Source organism: Hymenobacter actinosclerus, from assembly GCF_900111515.1.
In the GTDB taxonomy this organism is placed as follows: Bacteria; Bacteroidota; Bacteroidia; order Cytophagales; family Hymenobacteraceae; genus Hymenobacter; species Hymenobacter actinosclerus.
On sequence record NZ_FOHS01000001.1, the window covers coordinates 431,730 to 452,164 of the forward strand.

14 protein-coding genes and 1 pseudogene are annotated in these 20,435 nt (G+C 63.3%); 7 read left to right on the top strand and 8 right to left on the bottom strand.

Features of this window, described 5'->3' with window-relative positions:
- Nucleotides 1-74: 74 nt before the first annotated feature.
- The 3 genes from dut to BMY67_RS01800 all read right to left on the bottom strand — a co-directional run bounded on the left by dut (nucleotide 75) and on the right by BMY67_RS01800 (nucleotide 3,021).
- Nucleotides 75-509 carry a dUTP diphosphatase gene (gene dut, locus BMY67_RS01790; protein WP_092767728.1) on the bottom strand — a complete coding sequence of 145 codons (435 nt, stop codon included), beginning with the start codon at nucleotides 507-509 and terminating at the stop codon, nucleotides 75-77.
- A 91-nt stretch (nucleotides 510-600) separates the two neighbouring features.
- Nucleotides 601-2,100 carry a polysaccharide biosynthesis C-terminal domain-containing protein gene (locus BMY67_RS01795; protein ID WP_092767730.1) on the bottom strand — a complete coding sequence of 500 codons (1,500 nt, stop codon included), beginning with the start codon at nucleotides 2,098-2,100 and terminating at the stop codon, nucleotides 601-603.
- Between the two features lie 129 nt (nucleotides 2,101-2,229).
- Entirely contained in the window at nucleotides 2,230-3,021 is a 792-nt protein-coding gene (locus BMY67_RS01800) for an enoyl-CoA hydratase/isomerase family protein (protein ID WP_092767731.1), read from the bottom strand.
- Nucleotides 3,022-3,265: 244 nt separating this feature from the next.
- Between BMY67_RS01800 and mscL the strand changes: the two genes are divergently transcribed.
- Together mscL and BMY67_RS01810 are read left to right on the top strand one after the other, a co-directional pair.
- Nucleotides 3,266-3,688: a large conductance mechanosensitive channel protein MscL gene (mscL, locus tag BMY67_RS01805; RefSeq protein WP_092767733.1), complete on the top strand. Its 423-nt coding sequence runs from the start codon at nucleotides 3,266-3,268 to the stop codon at nucleotides 3,686-3,688.
- Between the two features lie 178 nt (nucleotides 3,689-3,866).
- Nucleotides 3,867-4,340 (top strand): hypothetical protein, encoded by a 474-nt coding sequence (locus tag BMY67_RS01810; protein ID WP_092767735.1) that lies wholly within the window; start codon nucleotides 3,867-3,869, stop codon nucleotides 4,338-4,340.
- 145 nt (nucleotides 4,341-4,485) lie between these two features.
- Here BMY67_RS01810 and infB read toward each other — a convergent pair whose 3' ends face one another.
- From infB to BMY67_RS01830, 4 genes and pseudogenes are all read right to left on the bottom strand, one after another.
- Entirely contained in the window at nucleotides 4,486-7,569 is a 3,084-nt protein-coding gene (infB, locus tag BMY67_RS01815) for a translation initiation factor IF-2 (protein ID WP_092767737.1), read from the bottom strand.
- 448 nt (nucleotides 7,570-8,017) lie between these two features.
- Nucleotides 8,018-9,253, bottom strand: a pseudogene (gene nusA, locus BMY67_RS01820) (transcription termination factor NusA); the annotation flags it as partial.
- A gap of 148 nt (nucleotides 9,254-9,401) precedes the next feature.
- Entirely contained in the window at nucleotides 9,402-9,881 is a 480-nt protein-coding gene (locus BMY67_RS01825; RefSeq protein ID WP_177189645.1) for a ribosome maturation factor RimP, read from the bottom strand.
- Between the two features lie 120 nt (nucleotides 9,882-10,001).
- Entirely contained in the window at nucleotides 10,002-13,493 is a 3,492-nt protein-coding gene (locus BMY67_RS01830; protein WP_092767741.1) for a DUF7948 domain-containing protein, read from the bottom strand.
- A 149-nt stretch (nucleotides 13,494-13,642) separates the two neighbouring features.
- On the opposite strand from BMY67_RS01830, the gene BMY67_RS01835 reads away from it, so the two are divergent.
- From BMY67_RS01835 to BMY67_RS01855, 5 genes are all read left to right on the top strand, one after another.
- Nucleotides 13,643-14,776, top strand: a complete 1,134-nt coding sequence (locus BMY67_RS01835) for an endonuclease/exonuclease/phosphatase family protein (RefSeq protein WP_143069663.1) — start codon at nucleotides 13,643-13,645, stop codon at nucleotides 14,774-14,776.
- Nucleotides 14,777-15,118: 342 nt separating this feature from the next.
- Entirely contained in the window at nucleotides 15,119-16,618 is a 1,500-nt protein-coding gene (gene cysS / locus BMY67_RS01840; protein ID WP_092767744.1) for a cysteine--tRNA ligase, read from the top strand.
- A gap of 124 nt (nucleotides 16,619-16,742) precedes the next feature.
- Nucleotides 16,743-17,753, top strand: a complete 1,011-nt coding sequence (locus tag BMY67_RS01845; RefSeq protein WP_092767746.1) for a M28 family peptidase — start codon at nucleotides 16,743-16,745, stop codon at nucleotides 17,751-17,753.
- A gap of 268 nt (nucleotides 17,754-18,021) precedes the next feature.
- Nucleotides 18,022-18,513, top strand: coding sequence for a hypothetical protein (locus BMY67_RS01850; protein WP_092767748.1), 492 nt, complete (start codon nucleotides 18,022-18,024; stop codon nucleotides 18,511-18,513).
- A gap of 21 nt (nucleotides 18,514-18,534) precedes the next feature.
- The gene (locus BMY67_RS01855) at nucleotides 18,535-19,311 is read left to right on the top strand and encodes a MutS-related protein (protein ID WP_092767750.1); all 777 of its coding nucleotides are present in this window, start codon (nucleotides 18,535-18,537) and stop codon (nucleotides 19,309-19,311) included.
- Between the two features lie 94 nt (nucleotides 19,312-19,405).
- Here BMY67_RS01855 and BMY67_RS01860 read toward each other — a convergent pair whose 3' ends face one another.
- The gene (locus BMY67_RS01860; RefSeq protein ID WP_092767752.1) at nucleotides 19,406-20,311 is read right to left on the bottom strand and encodes a S66 peptidase family protein; all 906 of its coding nucleotides are present in this window, start codon (nucleotides 20,309-20,311) and stop codon (nucleotides 19,406-19,408) included.
- Nucleotides 20,312-20,435 lie beyond the last annotated feature (124 nt).

Here is a 20,435-nt window from a genome sequence, read left to right on the forward strand (position 1 = left end):
GGCAAGCCGGTGCAGTAAATGAGGGGTAAACTCAACTTGTACCAATTCAAAATTCATAATTAAAAATCCATGATTCAGGCGGAGCCTGTAGACCCGTAGCCACCCGCCCCGCGGCCGGTTTCCGACAGGGCCTCGACCGGCTGCCAGGCTACCACCTCGTGGCGGGCCACCACAAGCTGGGCAATTCGCTCCCCGTCCTGCACCACAAACGCCTGGTCCGAAAGGTTAACGAGCAGCACCTGCAGCTCGCCGCGGTAGTCGGCGTCGATGGTGCCGGGGCTGTTTACCAGGCCGATGCCGTGCTTGTAGGCCAGCCCACTGCGGGGTCGCACCTGCATTTCGTAGCCCACCGGAATTTCCAGAAACAGGCCCGTAGGGATGAGGGCGCGCTGCAAAGGACCTAACGTAACCGGCGCGGCGAGGTTGGCCCGCACATCGAGGCCGGCCGCGTGGGCCGTCTGGTACTCGGGCAATGCATGGCGCGAGCGGTTGATAACGGGAATCTGCATAAAGGCAAAGGTAAGTTTTGAGCTGCAAGCCGCAAGCTTCCCGAACTGACTTGCAGCTTGTAGCTTGCGGCTTGCCTCTTAGGCTTGCCGCTTAAATACTCCGTAGCCGCCGGCCTTCCACTACGGCTACCAGGCCCACAAAGCCCAGCGTGAGCAGGGCATGGAAGCCGTAGCGGCCCCAGCCGGGCGCTACCGGCACGTACCAGCTCAGGGCCACGATGCCCACGGCCACCAGCAGCCAAACCAACAGCCGTGCTACGGGGTAGGGTACCGGATAATGCCGCTCGCCCAGCCACCAGCACAGCGCGGCCATCATAAAGTAGCAGGCCAGCGTGGCCACGGCCGAGCCCATGTAGCCCAGCACCGGAATAAGCAGGAAATTGAGGGCGATGGTGAGTATGGCTCCAGCAAAGCCCAGGTAGGTGCCGTAGTAGGTTTTGTCGGTGAGCTTAAACCACACCGACAGGTTCCAGTAGACGCCCAGAAACAGGTTGGCCAGCAGCAGCACCGGCACCACGGCCAGCCCCTGCAGGTACTCGGGGCTGCGCAGGAACACCTTCGCCACCAAATCGAGGTTCACGCTCACGCCCACAAACAGCATGGCACAGCACAGCGTGAACCACTTGAGCACCAGGGCAAACGTACGGGGCGAATTCTTGTCTTCACTCTGGGCAAAGAAGAACGGCTCGGCCGCGTACTTGAACGCCTGAATCACCAGGCTCATCAGGATGCTGAGCTTGTAGCAGGCCCCGTACACGCCCACCGCTGCCAGGCTGCTCTGGCCGGAGTAGAAGTTCTTGGGCAGCCAGATGGGCAACAGAATCCGGTCGAGCATCTCGTTCACCATGCCTGCCAGACCCATCAGCATAATCGGGTAGGCGTACCTGAGCATGGGCCGCAAAGGCTCCAGGTTCAGGCGGAAGCGGAAGTCGGTCAGCTCGCGGCCCAGCAGCAGCAGCGTGAAGGCGCTGGCCGCCGCGTTCGAGATGAACACGTAGCCCACGCCCATGGTGGGGTCGTAAATAGCCTGCACCAGCGGCTGCAGCGCCGGCAGGTACTTGCCGGCCAGAATATCGGGGCAGACGACGATGAAAAATAGGTTCAGGCCCACGTTAAGGGCAATGTTGGCCAGCCGGATAGCGGCAAACTTGCGGGCCTTGTTTTCGAGGCGGAGGCGGGCAAAAGGCAGGGCCGTCAGCGCATCCAGCCCCAGAATGGCGGCAATCCAGTAGGCGTACTGCTCGTGCCCGGGCGGCAGACCCAGCAGGCCCATCAGCGGGCGGGCCAGCAGCATCAGCAGCAGCGTCAGTGCCACGCTGCTAAGCAGCAGCAGGGTCAGCGAGCGGTCATAAAGCTCTTGGCGGTCGGTGCCGGGGCGGTTGGCGAAGCGGAAATACGTGGTTTCCATGCCGTAGGTAAATACCACGTTCAGAAACGACACGTAGGCAAACAACCCCGTCACGATGCCGTACTCGGCCGCCGCAAAGCGTGCGGTGTACACGGGTACGAGGAAGAAGTTGACCACCCGGCCGACAATGCTGCTCACCCCATAAATAGCCGTCTGGGACGCCAGCTTCTTCGCTAAACCCATCTTTTTTGAATTATGAGTTATGAATTTTGGATTATGAATTACAAACTGAAGAAGCCGTAATGACGGGCCATTTCAAAGACAGGCAACCCGTATGGCTTCCTCCAATTCATAACTCAAAACTCATAATTCCTAATTGCCGGTAAAGGCCGCGGGGCGCTTTTCGAGGAAAGCGGCGGTACCTTCTTTGAAGTCGTCGGAGGCGAAGCAGCGGGCGAAACCCTGGGCCTCGGTCTGGTAGCCGTGGCGCTGCTGGTCGTAGTAGGCATTCACCGAGTCGAGGCACAGGGCCACGGCCAGCGGGGCCTTGCCCAGGATGCGCGCCAGCAGCTGGCGACTGAAATCGAGCAGCTCGGCCTGGGGCACCACGTGCGTAACCAGGCCCAGGCGCAGGGCCTCCTCGGCCTTCACCATGTCGGCCGTCAGCAGCAGCTCGATGGCCTTGCCCTTGCCCACCAGCTGGGCCAGGCGCTGGGTGCCGCCGTAGCCCGGAATCAGGCCCAGGTTCACCTCGGGCTGGCCGAAACGGGCGTTGTCGGAAGCTACCCGGATGTGGCAGGCCATGGCCAGCTCGCAGCCGCCGCCCAGCGCAAAGCCGTTTACGGCGGCTACCACGGGCTTGGGGCTTTCCTCAATCCGGCAGAAGATTTCCTGGCCCCGCTCGGCCGCCTTGCGGGCGGCCATTACGTCGAGCCTTGCCAGCTCGGCAATGTCGGCGCCGGCCACGAAGGCCTTCTCGCCGCTGCCCGTCAGCAGAATGCCACGCACCTGCTCGTCCTGAAGGGCCTGCTGGAACGCGTTGCCGATATCCTCGATGGTGGCCGCGTTCAGGGCGTTGAGCTTGTCGGGGCGGTTGAGGGTGATGGTGAGGATGCCGGAAGCGGCATCGAGGTCGTAGAGCAGGTTGGCGAAAGTGGTGGGCATGGCGGTGGGAGAGGGGCTAAGGAGTGTACCGGAGCGGGGCCCAAAGATAGAACGAAATGCCGCGTCCCGTCTGGCTGACAGGCCGGCTGGGCGCCTGAAAGGCAGGGTTGAGCGAAAAACCCGGCTGCGGCCCCCGGTAAACGGCCACCTTTGAACTCCGGCATTCAGCGCCGGCCTCGCAAATAGGAAAAATACTATCTTCAAGCCGCGTCTCTCTTTTTTCACCCTCAACCAATTTCCGCGTATGGGCTTCGTTTCCGAATTCAAAGAGTTCATTTCCAAGGGCAATGTGCTCGATCTGGCCGTCGGTGTTATCATCGGCGGAGCCTTCGGTAAAATCGTTACCTCGCTCACCGACGACATCCTGATGCCCATCCTGACGCTGCTTACCGGCGGCCTCGACTTCAAGGAGTGGTACCTTTCGCTCGATGGCAAAACCTACCCCACGCTGGAGGCGGCCAAGGCGGCCCAGGCGGCTACCATCAACTACGGCCTGTTCATGAACGCCGTTATTACCTTCCTGCTGATGGCCTTCGCCATCTTCTGGCTCGTGAAAATTGCCAACCGCTACAAGAAGCCCCAGGAAGTGGTGGTAGCCGACCCCGCCCCGACCAAGGAAGAGGTGCTGCTCACCGAAATCCGCGACGCGCTGCGCAACCGGGCATAAGGCAGGCAGCCTGTCATCTGCAAAGCCGGCGTTGGCTGCCCTCGGGTGGCCGGCGCCGGCTTTGCTGCGCGTAGGCCCGGCGGGCTGGTGGCCGCCTGTTTTTGGAGGCTTTGAACTAACTTCGCTGGCGGCCAGTTCGTTTGCCGTACGTGTAACCGCCGTTCTTTTCGCTGTTTTAATGAACAAGTTGCTTTCTCTGCTGGCGCTGGCCGCCGCTACCTGGGCTGCTGCCCCCGCCGCCCGCGCCCAAACCGCCGTGCTCGACGGCCAGACCCGGGAAGAAGCCCAGGCCCGGCAGGCCACCCAAAAACAGGCCCGCAAGCGCGGCAAAGCCTCGGCCGACGACGTGGCCAACATGCAGCGCCGCATGAGCATGAACTCCGAGGAAAGCAAGCGCGACCAGCAGCGGGAACTGCTCGACGCCCGCTCGGGGGCGGGCAACTCCAGCCTCAGCCGCGGCGCCGGCCCCGACCGCCAGTACGATAAGGGCACCGGCGGCTTCACGGTCCGTAAGTTCAAAGACAAGCGCGTGGGGGCCAAGCCGCCCAAGCGCGGCCAGACCCGCCAGGGCGGCTACGTCAACCCCAAGGGCAAGCCCATGACGGACAAGCAACGAAGCAACCGGCGCAAAAAGCACTTCCTGTTCTTTTAAGCGGCGGGCTGAAAGCTGCCCGTTTCACTTCTCATAAAGGCCACGGCCCCCAACCTGCTAACAGGTTGGGGGCCGTGGCCTTTACAGGATCAGTAGGTTGAACCGGAGAGGCTGGCAAGTACTGGCTGCCAGCACTCAGCGCAAACTACAGCGTCCGCTTGATCTCCTGCTCTTCGAAGCCTTCGATGTTGTCGCCTTCCTGCAACTCGTCGAAGTTCTTGAGCGAGATACCGCACTCGTAGCCCTGGCGTACTTCCGACACATCGTCTTTGTAGCGCTTGAGGTCCTTGATTTCGCCCGAGTACACCACAATGCCGTTGCGCACGAGGCGCACCTTGGTTTTGCGGGTAAACGTGCCGTCGGTTACCATACAGCCACCGATGGCGCCCACCTTGGTAATGTTGAACACCTGGCGAATTTCGGCGTTGGCCACCACTACTTCCTTCACCGTTGGGGCCAGCATGCCTTCCATGGCATCCTTCACCTCATTGATGGCGTTGTAAATGATGGAGTACAGGCGGATATCAATCTGCTCCTGCTCGGCCAGCTTACGGGCACTGAGCGAAGGCCGCACCTGGAAGCCGATGATGATGGCGTCGGAAGCCGAGGCCAGCAGTACGTCGGACTCCGAAATAGCGCCCACCCCTTTGCTGAGGATGTTGACGGCAATTTCCGGGGTGCTGAGCTTGAGCAGCGAGTCGGCCAGGGCTTCCACCGAGCCGTCCACGTCGCCCTTTACAATCACGTTGAGCTCCTTGAAAGAGCCGATAGCCAGACGGCGACCAATCTCGTCGAGGGTGATGTGCTTCTTGGTGCGCATGCTCTGCTCGCGGGCCAGCTGCTGCCGCTGGGTGGCCAACTCACGGGCTTCGCGCTCAGTCTCCATTACCTGGATTTTATCACCGGCCTGGGGTGCGCCCGTCAGACCAAGAACCTGCACCGGCGTGGCCGGGCCGGCTTTCTTCATCTTCTTGCCGCGGTGGTCGGTCATGGCTTTCACGCGGCCAAAGTGCGGACCAGCCAGCACAATGTCGCCCACTTCCATGGTGCCGGTCTGCACCAGAATGGTGGTTACGTAGCCGCGGCCCTTGTCGAGCGAAGCTTCGATAACCGTACCCACGGCCTTGCGGTCGGGGTTGGCTTTGAGTTCGAGCAGCTCGGCTTCGAGCAGTACTTTCTCCAGCAGGTCATCAATGCCGGCACCGGTTTTGGCCGATACTTCCTGGCTCTGATACTTGCCGCCCCATTCTTCTACCAGAATGTTCATCACCGACAGCTCTTCGCGCACCTTATCGGGGTTGGCGCCGGGCTTGTCAATCTTGTTGAGAGCAATAACAATCGGCACACCGGCCGCCTGCGCGTGGTTGATGGCTTCCCGGGTCTGGGGCATCACCGAGTCGTCGGCCGCTACCACAATAATGGCAATGTCGGTGACTTTGGCACCCCGGGCCCGCATGGCCGTAAAGGCTTCGTGACCCGGCGTATCCAGGAACGTTACGCGCTTGTCCGACTTGGTCATCACGTCGTAGGCCCCGATGTGCTGGGTGATGCCACCGGCTTCGCCTTTGGCAACCGTGGCGCTGCGGATGTAGTCAAGCAGCGAGGTTTTGCCGTGGTCGACGTGGCCCATGATGGTCACGATGGGGGCGCGGGGCTGCAGATCAGCCTCATCATCCTCAATCTCGGCTACCGTTTCCTCTTCCTCCGCCGACAGGAACTCAATATCGTAGCCGAACTCGTCGGCAATTACGGTAATGGCTTCGGCGTCGAGGCGCTGGTTGATGGAAACGAACATGCCCATGTTCAGGCATACCTTAATCACTTCGTTCACCGACACGTCCATGAGCGAGGCCAGGTCGTTGGCCGAGATGAACTCGGTTACCTTCAGCGTCTTGGAGTCCAGTTCGTTCTGCGCGCGCATCGCCTCGCGGTCGTCGGCGGCGTTGCTGCGCTTGTCGCGGCGGTACTTGGCGCGGTTCTGCGACTGACCACGGCCGCCGCTGAGCTTGGCCAGCGTGGCTTTGATCTGCTCCTGAATCTGCTTGTCGTTCTGCTCGGGCGTGAGCGGTGCGGCCGGCTGGCGGGTATTGGTGTTGCCACCACGACCACCGGCTCCGCGGTTGGCTGCTGGGCCAGTACCCGTTGGGCGGGCACCCTGGCCAGTGCCGGTAGGGCGGGGGGCACCAGTACCACCCGTCTGGCCAGGGCCATTCATTGGGATGCGCTGGCGCTTTTTCTTGTCGGCGCTGAGGCCGCTCTTGCGCACGTCGGACGAGGCTACCGGGCGGGCTCCCCGGCCGCCGCGGCGCGACGAGTCGGTGGGCAGCTCGATTTTGCCCAGTACCGTCAGGCCCTTGAGCTGGTCGGCTTTGGCGACAATCGTATTGTCTTCGGCGGGCGCGTCGGCAGCCGGAGCCGTCGGCGTAGCGGCGGCCGGGGCTGCTGGCGCAGTAGCGGCTGGCTTGGCTTCGGCTGCCGGCTTCGCTGCCTCTGCTGGCTTCGCTGCGGCCGGAGCCGGAGTCTCGGGCGCTTTCGCTTCCGGGGCCTTGGCTTCGGCTGGGGCTTTCACCTCGGGCACTTTGGCCTCCGGAGCTTTGGCTTCGGCTGCTTTAGGCTCCGGGGCTTTGGCCGCGGGGGCTTTCACTTCGGGGGCTTTGGGTTCGGCCGGCTTCTCGGCGGCTGCGGGCTTCTCAGTCTTGGGGCGCACGGGGCGGCCTTTCGAGTCGAGCTCGATTTTGCCCAGCACCTTCAGACCCGGCACACGGTTGGTGTCGGCGGCTTCGGGAGCAGCGGCAGCGGCAGGAGCCGCGGCGGGCTCGGGTGTAACCGCAGCCGCGGGCTTGGCGGCCGGCGCCTCGGGGGCAACTGGCTTGGCGGGGGCCGGTGGGGCGGCGGCAGCGGGAGCAGGCTTGGCGGGTGCCGGCTCGGGCTTGGGCTCGGGAGCCGGGGCAGGCGTCGGCTTGGCGGCTTCGGCCGCACGCGACTGAGCCGCAGCAGCTTCTAACTCGCTCTGCCGCTTGGCCTGGCTGACTTTCTCGGCTTCCTTCTTATCCTGCACCGACGACGCAAAGGCCTTGTTGAGCATAGTTACCTGCTCGGCCGTTAGCTTGGTCGTGGGTTTGTTTTCGATGGACTGCCCTTTTTCCGTCAGGTAATCCACAATCGTGGAGGTGCCAACGTTCAGGTCTTTGGCCGCCTGATTTAGCCGTTTAGTTGATGCTTCCGCCATTCTGTGCTCGCGAACGATGCTCTTATTCAGTTGCAAAGGTACTACATTAAATCTTGCCGGGCGACGCTGAAATCAAGCCACCCGGCCTGATTTCAGCGTCCTTGCCGTACCGGCCGCCGCGCACTCATTGCGCGGCGCCGGAATTTGGTGAATCGTCGGTTTTAAGCGGCTCCGAATCCGCGTCGGCGGCCGTTGCGGGCTGCGTTGCGGTGGTTTCGGCGGGCGCCTGGTCGGCCTCGGCTGGTTCGGCCGGGGCGTCGGTCATGTCAACGGCATCGGCCGAAGCGTGGGCTACCGGAGTTTCGTCGGCTGCGGCCTCGTTGCTGTCGTTGTCCGGGGCAGCGGGGCTGTCGGCGGCGTTGTCCGGAGTGGCGGCACTGTCGGTGGCCGGCGCGTCGTCTTCGTCGTCGGCGAAGCGGGGGCGGGGCTTTTCAGACTCGGCCTCGTCGTCGAACTCGTTCCGGATAACACGGAACAGCTCCTCAACAGTTTCCTCTTCCAGCTCCGTGCGGCGCACAATGTCTTCCATGTTCACTGCCAGTACGGCGCGGCCGGTATCGAGGCCGATTTTCTTCAGCTCATCAATGATCCAGCTTTCCACTTCGTCGCTGAACTCGTCGAGGGCAATGTCCTCCTCGAAGTCGCCGGCGTCGCGGAACACGTCGATTTCCATGCCCACCAGCCGCGAGGCCAGCTTGATGTTGGCGCCGCCGCGGCCGATGGCCAGGCTTACCTGGTCGGGCCGCAGGAACACCGATACGCGGCCGGTCTGCTCGTTGATTTTCATCGACGTGAGCTTGGCCGGCGACAGAGCCCGGGCGATGTAGAGCTCCAGGTTGTCGGTGTAGTTGATGATGTCGATGTTCTCGTTTTCGAGCTCGCGCACCACGGCATGAATCCGCGAGCCTTTCATGCCTACGCAGGCACCAACAGGGTCAATGCGCTCGTCGTAGCTCTCGACGGCCACTTTGGCCCGCTCGCCGGGCTCGCGCACGATGTTTTTGATGGTGATGAGGCCGTCGAAAATCTCAGGCACTTCCTGCTCCATCAGGCGCTCCAGGAAAGCCGGCGCGGCGCGCGACAGAATGATTTTGGGCGTGCCGTTGAGCACATCCACGCGGTGCACCACGGCGCGGATGTTGTCGCCCTTGCGGTAGCGGTCCTTCGGAATCTGCTCGCCCTTGGGCAGGCTCAGCTCGTTGTCGTCCTTGTCGAGAATGAGCGCCTCGCGGCCCCACACCTGGTACACTTCGCCCACCACAATTTCGCCCACCTGATCCTTATAGGTCTGGTACAGCAGGTCGCGCTCCAGGTCCTTCACGCGCTGAATCAGCGTCTGGCGGGCCATGAGCACGGCGCGGCGGCCGAAGTCTTCGAGCTTTACTTCCTCGGCCACTTCCTCGCCCACCTCAAAGTCGGGCTCAATCTTCTGCGCCTCAGCCAGCGGAATCTTGTCGAAATCCCAGATATCCTCCGAGTTGTCGTCCACGATTTCGCGGTTGCGCCAGATTTCCAGGTCGCCCTGGTCCACGTTGAGAATAACGTCGAAGTTGGAGTCGTCGTCGTACTTCTTGCGAATCATCGTGCGGAATACTTCCTCCAGGATGCTCATCATGGTGGGCCGGTCGATGTTTTTCGAGCGGGCGAATTCGGCAAACGATTCAATCAGGACGCTGCTGTTCATAAATCACTGATTTAAAATGATTTTTTTGATTTCGCTGATTATTCACCGCTCATTAAATTTCATTTCCGCTGCTGGCAAGGGGCTAACCTAAATTGAGAACAGCCCGCCAGAATCAGTGAAATAAGATCAATCAGCGCAAATCAGCGATTTACTTAAACGAAATGACCACGACGCCCTCGGTGATGTCGGCGAAGGGCACGACCACTGCGGGCAGGGTTTTTTCCTTGTGTTTTTCTTTCACGATTTCGGCCAGCTCGATGCCGGCGCCCTCGGGCAGGATGGCTTCGAGCTTGCCGGTTTTCTCGGTGCCGTCCTGCAGCTTCAAATGCAGGGTGCGGCCCACGTGGCGGGCGTACTGGCGCGGGTCGCGCAGGGGCTGGTCGGCGCCGGGCGAGGTTACTTCGAGCGTGTAGCTGAGCTCGTCGCCGTAGTGCTCCTCGATGCGGCGGGCCAGCCGGCGGCTTACCTGGGCGCACTCATCAATGCCCAGGCCCTGCTCGCCGTCGAGCGTGACGGTTACTTTGGGCCGTACGGAGTCCGAAACGGTCAAATCTACCGCGAACAGGGTGCCTTCAAGGGGCAGACTATCGCGCAGCATTTCCAGCAGCAGGTTACGGTCGAGGGTCATAGGCAGCGGGCCCGGGTAGGGGCAGGAAAAAGAAAGAGGGGACGATACGTCCCCTCTGGTCTTGCGTCAACTTGTGGGGCAAAGGTACAACAAGAAATTGCCGCAAACAAGCCGCCGACGCTACCGCAGCACGGTCAGCCAGCCCTTGGCGGTGCGGCCGTCGGCGTCTTTCAGCTGATAATAATATACGCCATCGGGCAGGCCCGTGGCCTGCCAGTCGTCGTGGTAGTCGGCCGTTTCGTACACCTTGCTGCCCCAGCGGTTGTACAGGCTCAGCTGCGTGGTGCGGCAGCTGAAGTAGGGCATGAACGTCTGGTTTTCCTTGTCGCGGTTGGGCGTGATGATGTTGGGCACGAAGGTGCGGTTGACGATAACCGGCGCGAAGCTGGTTTCGACGGTGCAGTTGGCGTAGCGGGCCACCAGGCGCACGGTGTACCGGCCGGGCTGGGTGAATACGTGCTCGGGGTTTTCCTCCGTCGAGTGGGGGCTGCCGTCGCCAAAATCCCACTCGTAGGTGCCGCCCGTCAGCACCGGCTTCATGGTGAGCGTAAGCGGGGCGAGGCCGGTGAACTGCGGATACCGCTCGCACACGGGCACCTGCAGCGGCGCGTCGGTGGTGGGCGAGGGGGCCAGCAGCACCCGCCGGGTGGCTGTAACGGCGCAGCCGCTCTCATTTATGGTGTAGGTGAGCGTGAAAATGCCGCCCCGCAGGCGGGTATCGGGGGGCGTGAACAGGCCGGCGGCCGTCACGCCGGGGCCGCTCCAGGTGCCGCCCGCCGGCGTGGCCCCTGTCAGCTGGAAGGGCGTGGTTTCGTAGGCGCACAGCGTCAGGTCGGGACCGGCTTTGGGCACGGCCGGGGCATTGACGGTGATGGTGGTGCTGGCCGCTCCGCAGGCCAGCGTGTCGCTGATGGAGTAGGTGAGCGTGAACGTGCCCGGCCCCGACAGGCGCGGGTCGAAGGTGCTGCCGCTCAGGCCCCGCGGGCCGCTCCAGGTGCCGCCCGCCGGCGTGCCCTGCAGCGTTACCGGGCCGGCCGTGGCGCACACAGGAGCCAGCGGGGCCAGCGTTACCGGTAGCGGCTTGGCCACAATCAGGGCCATGGGGCGGGTGCTTACGCAGATGCCGGTGGCCTGCACCGTGTACTGGAGCACGTTGCGGCCCACCAGCTCGGGCGTGGGCCGGAACTCGTAGCGCCCATCGGGGCGGCGCACCACGCCGGGGCCGCTCCAGGTGCCGCCCGCCGGTTGCCCGCCCAGCAGCACCGGCCCATCGGAGGCGCAGGCGTAGCGGGTGGCGCCGGGGTCGGCGGTAATGATGTCGAAGTTGATGGCAAAGGCGGCGTTGTTGCAGTTGCTGCTGCCGTTGCGGTCGGTATAGAAACTGGCGCCCGGCGGCACCGGGAAACCCTGGGTGCCGCCGCAGCCGCCGCACACGGCCTGGTACACCACGCCTTTCTTGCTGAAGCGCGATGTGCCGCCATCCACGTGCTCGCCGCGGCCGCCCTGCTCGCCATAAAACGTGGCGTATTCGAGCTTGGTGAGGCCGGCCGCGAATTCAGCCAGGTAGAAGTCGTTGCCGTCGGTGGTGCGCTGGGCGGCGTCGGGCGTAACGGGCAGGTTGCGGGTGGTGCCGGTGCTGTAGCCCCGGTTGGTCGAGCCGCCCCAGCCCGCCACGTACACCCGCTCGCAGTCATCGACCAGAAAAGCAGTGGGCGACAGTTCGTGCTCCGACTGGGCCGAGCCGAACGTGGTGCTGAACATGGTGGTGCTGAGCGTGGCGTCGAGCTTATGAATAAACTGCTGGGCGCCGGGCGTGCCGTAGAGGCCGGGCGTTTTGGGGTAGGCCTTGGAGTTGGTCTGGCCCAGCACGTACACGTCGCCGCTGTTGTCGAGCTGCACAAAAAAGGCCAGCTCGTCGGCCGAGGTACCCAGGTAGGTGCCGTGGCGCAGGCTGCCGCCGCCCGGGGCCAGGGCCACCACAAAACCCTCACGTCCGCCCGCCGCCTGGGGCTGCAGGCTGCCCGCCACCGTGGGGAAATCCGTGCCGGTGCTGGCGCCGCCCACGTACAGCAGGCGCTCGGGTGTGAGCTGCAAGGAAAAGGCCGCATCGGCGCCGGTGCCGCCCAGGTAGGTGCTCCAGTTCAGGCGGTCGAGCAGGCGGGGCAGCTGGCAGACTACCGCGTCGGTGGCCCCGCGCAGGGTTTTCTGCAGGGCCCCGGCCACCGGAAAGTCGGCGCTGCTGGTCGTGGAGGCAATGTACACGTTGTTGTCGCCGTCCGTGAGCACGTCGCCCCGGAACTGGTCGCCGTAGTTGTTGGCCAGGTTCAGGTTGAGTCCGTCGTTGGCCGAGCCGCCCAGGTAGGTGGCGGCCAGCAGCCGGTTGCCGTCGGGGCCGAGCGTGGCCACAAACAGGTCGGAACCTTCGGGGTAGCCCGTCTGGTCGAGCACCCCGCCGCCCAGCGGGTTCACCGGCTGCCCGCCCCGGAAGGAGCGCTGGGCCGCCGGCGCAATTACGGGGAAGTTGTTTGAGCCGGTGCTACCCAGAATTACCAGCTCGTTGCGGCCGTTCACGACCAGGCTGTGGGGCGCATCGGTGCGGGCCCCGCCCAGGTAGGTGGCGTAGAGGCGGGCCGCCGGGCCGCTGGTGGTTACCTTATACTTGATGATGGCCACGTCGGCCATACCCGCGAAGCTGGTCTGGAACGCGCCCGTTGATACCGGGTAGCCCGGCCCGAAAGCCACGCCGCCCGAGTACATATTGCCCTGCGCGTCGTAGGTGGCCGTGAAGCCCCAGTTGTCGGCCAGCGAGCCGGTAAACGACGAAAACAGCACAGTCGGGTCGATGGTCAGCGACAGCTTGGGGTCGTAGCTGCCCAGGCGGAAGCCCACGGTGGCGCCCCGCAGCTCGAAGCGGCAGCTCACGGGCAGCCGCCGGCCCGCGGCTGTGGTCTGCCAGGCCAGGGGCGCCTGCTCGACGATGGTGCCCACGCTGGTTTCAATCAGCAGCTGGCCCTCGGCCGAAAGGCGTACGGCGTCGGGGCCGGCGTAGCGCAGGCGGATGTTGTCGGGCTTGGCGCCAGGGGCCAGCTCGAAGTCGTACTCGAGGTGCTGGCCGGCGTTTTCGTACACCCGCACCTCAATGCCGGGGTACACGCCCTGGTAGCGCACCTGCCGGTAGCCGGTTACGCCGCTGGCCCACTCGCGCGGGTTGCTGCCCAAAAAGTAGTTGCGCGTGCCGGCCGTGGCCTGCTCGGGCAGCAGCGCGGCCCGGGCGTTGCCGCCCTCAAACGACACCGTATAGGCATGGCCACGGGCCTCGGCGGGCGCCGCCGTAGTCGGCCGTGGCTGGTCGGTGTCCCCGCCTTCGCTCTGGTGATGGTTGAGCTGCCCGAAGGTGGCCGCGCTCAGAAACGAATAGGTGAAGCCGGTGGACGTAAGGTAGAGCCGCCCGCCGGGCAGCTCGGCCTGGTAACGCACAATTTTGGGCCACTGGCCCTTGTTTTCTACGAATTCCAGCGTTTTTCCGGGGCCCGGCGCGGCAGCGGGGCGGGGCGCGCCGGCCAGCGGCAGGTGCAGCAGCAAACACAGCCAAAGCAGTAGTAGTCTATTCATATAGAGAAGGATAAAATGCCCGGGAAGATACAAAACCGGCCGCGCAAACCCGTTATAAACTTGGCTGCCAACAGGGGCCGGTAATGCGGGGCCCGACCGGAAGAACTACCTTTGCTTACCAGCCGAAGGTTGGTAGAAAAGAGTTGCCCGTGCGTCGTTCGTTTGCTTTCAAGTGCACTTTGCTGGTGATGGGGTGGGTGCTGCTGGCCATTGCCTGCGAGCAGCTGCCAGCCTACACTTTCTGGCCGGCCATTTTCGGGGCCCTCACGCTGCCCGTGGCCCTGGCCCTGAACCTGCTGGCGGCCGGCTACTGGCTGCTGCGGCGCTGGCCGGTGGCGCTGTTGCCGCTGGCGCTGGCCGTGCTCACGTGGCCCCACTTCCAGCGCGGGCTGGCTTTGCACCCGTTGCGCCTGACCACGGCCGCCGAGCCGGCCACCGCCGGGCCGGTGGTGCAGGTGCTGTCGGCCAACGTGCGCATCTTCAACGTGTACCCGCAGCTGCGCAACAACGGCCTGCAATCCTCGAAGGAGATGGTGCGCTGGCTGGCCGAAAATCCGGCCGACGTACTGTGTTTGCAGGAGTTCTACAACGAGCCCATCGGCACCAAATCGGCTGATGGCAACGTGTTCCGGACGATGGAGAAAATCGGCAAGCAGGCCGGGCGCGAGTCGTTTCTGTCGAAGACGCTCACCAACGGCGCCGGGGCCGAGTTCGGCATGGCCATCTTCTCGCGCTTTCCCATCGTGAGCCGCGGCACCATTCAGTTCGGCAAGCTCACCCAGAACCACGGCATGTGGGTTGATCTGCAGCTGCCCAGCCAGGATACCATCCGGGTGTACAGCTTCCATCTGCAGAGCATGAGCATGGACGAGCGCGACATCGTGGACAGCTACTCCAGCAAGTCGGGCCTGAAAAAGAAGGGCTTGGGGCTGCTGCGGCGCTTCAAGCGCGGGGCCGTGCTGCGGCACGCCCAGATTGATACGCTGGTGGCCCGCTTCGCCAAGTGCCCCTACCCGATGCTGCTTTGCGCCGACCTCAACGACGTGCCCTACAGCTACAGCTACGACCAGCTGGCCGACCACTTCCAGAACGCCTGGACGGCCGTGGGCAACGGCGTGGGCAGCACCTACAACGGCCGGATTCCCTTCCTGCGCATCGACAACCAGTTTGCCAGTCCCCGCTGGCAGGTGCGCGACTTCTGGGTGAACTACGAAATCCCTTACTCCGACCACTTCCCTACCACGGCCACCTACCAGCTGATGCCGAAAACGGAGCCGCAGTAGCAGTGGGTTGGAATGGCCCGTGGTGCTGAACAATGCGGAACGCCGCAGGAGGCTTAATCACCCCGCTGTTTTATACTGGCTGCTGGTCTTTATAAACCACCGATTGAACTTTATAGACCAGCCAATCGGGTTTTTGTGCCGTTTGAGTTGGCTTTTAGACTTTGTTCGCCATAATTCGGGCCGATTGGTTGGGGTTTTGTTGTTTCCCCGCACTCTGGAAAACTGCCGTTACTTTTGCATCGCCCCCACGCACGCCCAGACGTCGCCTTCAACCAAGCGGAATTCCCTGTAAATCAAAAACGAAAGCGAATAGCTATCAGCTGTTAGCTAACAGTTCAATATATGTCTCTCTCGCTCTACAATACGCTTACCCGCCAGAAAGCCCCATTCGAACCGCTAAATGCGCCCTTCGTGGGCGTGTACCTGTGCGGCCCGACGGTGTATAGCGAGGCCCACGTGGGCAATGCCCGGGGCCCGGTGGTGTTCGACGTGCTCACGCGCTACCTGCGCTACCTGGAGTATACGGTGCGCTACGTGCGCAACATTACCGACGTAGGCCACCTCGTTGACGATGCCGACGAGGGCGAGGACAAAATCGGCCGCATTGCCCGCGCCCGGCAGGTGGAGCCGATGGAAGTGGCCGAGGGCTACACCAACCTGTACCAGGACCACATGGCGGCCCTGGGCTGCCTGCCGCCCGACATCACGCCCCGCGCCAGCGGCCACATCATCGAGCAAATCGAGATGGTGGAGCAGATTATAGCCAACGGCTTCGGCTACGAGGTAAACGGCTCGGTGTACTTTGATGTGCCCGCTTACAACGCCGCCGGCAACGAATATGGCAAGCTCTCGAACCGGGTGGTGGAGGAGTTGCTGGCCGGCTCGCGCGACAACCTCACGGGCCAAGACGAGAAGCGCAGCCCGCTGGATTTCGCCCTCTGGAAGCGGGCCGATGAGCGCCACCTCATGCGCTGGCCCTCGCCCTGGGGCGAAGGTTTCCCCGGCTGGCACCTCGAATGCTCGGCCATGAGCCGCAAGTACCTCGGCGCCGAATTTGACATCCACGGTGGCGGACTCGACCTCATGTTTCCGCACCACGAGTGCGAAATTGCCCAGAGCCAGGCCTGCGAGCACCCCACCAACGAGGCCCGGGTGTGGATGCACAACAACATGATTACCGTGAATGGCCAGAAGATGAGCAAGTCGGCAGGCAACTTCATCACCATCAGCCAGCTGTTCAGCGGCGAGAATGAGGTGCTGGCCCAGGCCTACTCGCCCATGACGGCCCGCTTCTTCCTGCTCCAGGCCCACTACCGCAGCCCCGTCGATATTACCGACGAGGGCTTGCAGGCCGCCGGCAAGGGCTACCGCAAGCTGATGAACGGCCTGCGCCTGCTCGACAAGCTGCAACTGCCCCAGGGCCTCGGAGCCGCCGCCGACACCAGCGCCGCCGACGCCGAGCTGCGCAAGCTGGCCGCCGACTGCTTCGCGGGCCTCAACGACGACCTGAACACGGCCCGCACCCTGGCTAGCCTGTTCAACCTGCTGCGCAAGCTGAATGGCTACGCCGCCAAGCCCGACACGCTGGCCCAGGTGAGCCCCGCCGCCCTGGCCGAAGCTACCGCCACCTACCGCACGCTGGTGCAGGACGTGCTGGGCCTGCGCGACGAGCCCCGCGCCAGCGCCGAGGACCTGCTGGGCCTCACGCTGCACTTCTACCAGGAAGCCAAAGCCGCCAAAGACTACGGCAAGGTCGACGAAATCCGGGCCGCGCTCAAGCAGCAGGGCATCGTGGTGAAGGACACCAAAACCGGCGTCGACTGGGCGTACAGTGAGGAGTAGGAAAGCGGCAGGCGTTGAGCTGCAAGCCGCAAGCTGCAAGTATCGGCCATAGGAACAAAAGCTTGTAGCTTGCGGCTTGTAGCTCAACGCCTACCGCTCCATTTATTAGAAGCGTTTCTGTCCCATGAAAACCATCCTCCGACTTGCCCCGGCCGCGCTGGCGGGCCTGCTGCTGCTCACCGGCTGTCCCGGCCAGAAAGACACCACCGATACGGTGGCCACCGAAGCCGCCGCCCTGCCCAAAACGCCCGCCTTCAACGCCGATTCGGCCTATGCTTATACGGCCCGGCAAGTGGCTTTCGGGCCCCGGGTGCCCAACACGGCGGCCCACGTAAAAACCGGCGACTGGATAATCGGGCAGTTCAAGAAGTATGGCCTCACGGTGCAGGAGCAGCCTTTTGAGGCGAAGGCTTTTGATGGCAACATTCTGAAGTCGCGCAACATTATTGCCCGCTACAACCCCGCGGCCCCGCGCCGGGTTGCCGTGTTTGCCCACTGGGACACCCGCCCCTTCGCCGACAAGGACACCGAGAACAAGAACGCCCCGCTCGATGGCGCCTCCGACGGGGCCAGCGGCGTGGCCGTAGCCCTGGAGCTGGCCCGCGTGCTGGCCGCCCAGCCCGATAGCCTGGCCCCTGGCGTAGGCGTCGATTTCATCCTCTTCGACTCGGAGGACTATGGCTACGACGGCGTAACGCAGGCCGACAAAAAGAACCTGCTCGGCAGCCAGGATACGTGGTGCCTGGGCTCGCAATATTGGGCCAAGAACGTGGTGCCCGCTAACTACAAGCCCAACTTCGGCATCCTGCTCGATATGGTAGGGGCGAAGGGCGCCAAGTTCAGCCGCGAGGGCCTCTCGCGCGAAAAGGCCCCCGACGTGGTGGAGAAAGTCTGGAATACAGCCTCACAGCTCGGTTTTTCCGACTTTTTCCTCTTTGCTGATGGTTTTTCGGTTGACGACGACCATGTGTACACCAACCAGGCCGGCGTCCGGACCATCGACATCATCGACTTTCTACCCAACGGCGAGTTCCAGCCCTACCACCACACCACCCAGGACAACATGAGCGTCATCGACCGGCGCACCCTCCAGGCCGTGGGCCAGACAGTGCTGACGGTGATTTACGGCGAGTAGTTTTTGAGCTATTAGCTTCCGCCGAATGAGGCGGATGGTGGCCCTAAGTGGCCCAAGCGGCTTTTCTAAAAGTGAATCTGAAATGCAAAAGAGCCCTGGCAACGCAAGCTGCCGGGGCTTCTGGCGTTACTGCTTTTCTCACGGCTCATTACGCGGCACATCATCGAGCAGGAAATCAAGCCGGACTACCCGCAAAATTCTGCCAGTCAGAACAAAAGCTAATAGCTATCAGCTAAAAGCCAACAGCTCAAAAAAGCAGCTCCAAAAAATGCTCCTCGTTGACGACCTGCGGCTCGATGCCGATATCCTGCCGCTGTTCAACTTCACCCACTGCCACGCGGCCGAGAAAGCGGTGCGCGGGCTGTTGCGGGAGCTGCCGGCCAGCCCGGAGCTGGTGCGGGAGAAACAGGCGGTGTTTCGGGCGCTGCTGAGCCAGTGGGACGTTATCGGCGAGTTCAGCTACTCCCGCATTCAACTGGCCGAAGTGCAGCGGTTTTTGCACGAAGTGGTAAGCGGGCAGTTGGTGCTGGAAACCAGCCGGGTGCGGCTGGCGGCGCGGCTGCTGGTAAGTGAGGAAACGCGCTACCGCACCCGGGCCCGCTACGTGCAGGCCATTACATTACTGCACCGGCTGGAGCAGCACTATTTCCGCCGCCTGGAGCCGGCCGGACTGCCGCCCTTCGCCTGCGCCCGCCTCGCCCTCATCACCCGGTTTCTGGAGCGCTTCAGCCTGAACTCGGTCGCCGAAGCCGTGGCCTAGGACCAGTTTTCGGCCGCCCGCATGGTGGACTTCGCCCGGCAACTGCACGAGGTAAGCGAGCAGGAACTAGCCGAATTCTGGTCCGCCTTTTTCTGGCTCGAAGCCTGCTGGTCGGTGGCGAAAGGCCTGCACCAACTGGGCTTCACGTTTCCCGGGTTTCAGTCCGCCGGCCTGTATTTAGCCGATTTCTACCATCCGCTGCTGCCGGCTCCGGTGAAGAACACGCTGGCCCTCGACGCCCACGACAACGTGCTGCTGCTGACGGGGCCGAATATGTCGGGCAAATCGACCTTGCTTAAGGCCCTGGGGCTGTGCGTGTACCTGGCCCACGCGGGCCTGGGCGTGCCGGCCGCCACGGCCCGGCTGCCGTTCTACTCGTCCATCGTGGTGGCCATCAACCTGGCCGACAGCCTCAGCGGCGGTTACAGCCACTTCCTGGCCGAAATCCGCAACCTGAAAGCCGTGCTGCAAGCTGCCCAGGGTCCGGGCCGGGTATTCGCCGTGTTCGATGAGCTGTTTCGGGGCACCAACGTGGATGACGCGCTCGATATTACCCGCGCCACCGTGGCCGGGCTGGCGGCCTTTCCGCGCTCGTGCTTTCTGATTTCAACTCACCTGCTCCAGCTCGAAAGCCAGCTACCTGCCCAACCCGGCCGCCGCACGTTCTGCATCGAATGTAATTTGCAAGATGGCCTGCCGGTGTTTTCCTACCGCCTGCAACCCGGCTGGTCGCAACTTAAAATCGGCCGGATTCTGTTCGACAAAGAAGGCCTGCCGGGGCTGCTAAAGCGTCTGTAGCGCGAAAATCTGTTTCGCGACGAGCACAGCGAGTAAACTGCCAGAACGTACTTACGGGATACTCGCTGTGCTCGTCGCGAAACAGATTTTCGCGCTACAAGCTCGTCAAGCTCGCCCCGGCCTCGTCCACCGTCAGCCGAACTTCCTGGCCCACTACCAGCGCCATATTCTGCGGCTCGTGGCCGACGGGGAAGCTGTGGGCTACCGGGAAAGCGTACCTGGCGGCGTAGTGCTGGATGATTTCGCCCGGCGTGCGGCCGAAGGGGATGGTATTGTCCTGGGGGTTGGTGAAGTGGCCTACTAATAAGCCGGCCAGGCCGGCCAACTTGCCGGTGCGGTCGAGGTGCACCAGCATCCGGTCGATGGCGTAGAGGTACTCGTCGATGTCTTCCAGGAACAGAATGCGGCCCGCTGTCGATACGTCGGAGGCGGTGCCGGTGAGGGTTTGCAGGATGCTCAGGTTGCCGCCCACCAGCTCGCCGGTAGCGGTGCCGAAGCGGTTGAGCGGGTGGGCCGGCACTTCGTAGGCCAGGGCCTCACCAAACAGCGCCCGCCGCAAACTCGCCAACGATTCGGTCCCGCCTTCCTGGTTGAACAGCAGCGGCATCACGCCGTGAATGCTCTGAAAGCCGCGGGCCAGCAGGTGGCAGTTGAGCGTGGTAATATCGGAGAAGCCGGCCACCCATTTGGGGTGTTGGGCAAACTGGGTGAAGTCGAGCCCATCGATGATTCGGGTGGTGCCGTAGCCGCCCCGGGCGCAGAAAACAGCCCGGATTTCGGGGTCGTCGAGCTGCTGCTGGAGGTCCTGGCGCCGTACTTCGTCGGCGCCGCCGAACTGGTGCTCGGCCACGTTGGTGCTGGTGCCCAGCCGCACGCGCAGGCCCCAACTTTCGAGCGTGGTTACGGCCGCGGCCAGTTCGGCGTGCGAGGCCGCCCGGGCGGGGCAGACGATGGCTACCTGGTCGTGGGGGCGGAGTGGGGGCGGGGCGATGGTAGGCATGGGGGCAAAAGTAGCTGGCCGTTGATAGTTGTTGGTGAAAGAACGTCATTCAGAGCGCAGCGAAGAATGACGTTCTTTCACCAACAACTAAACTCCGTCCCTTCCACGTTACCCACCCGTGCGC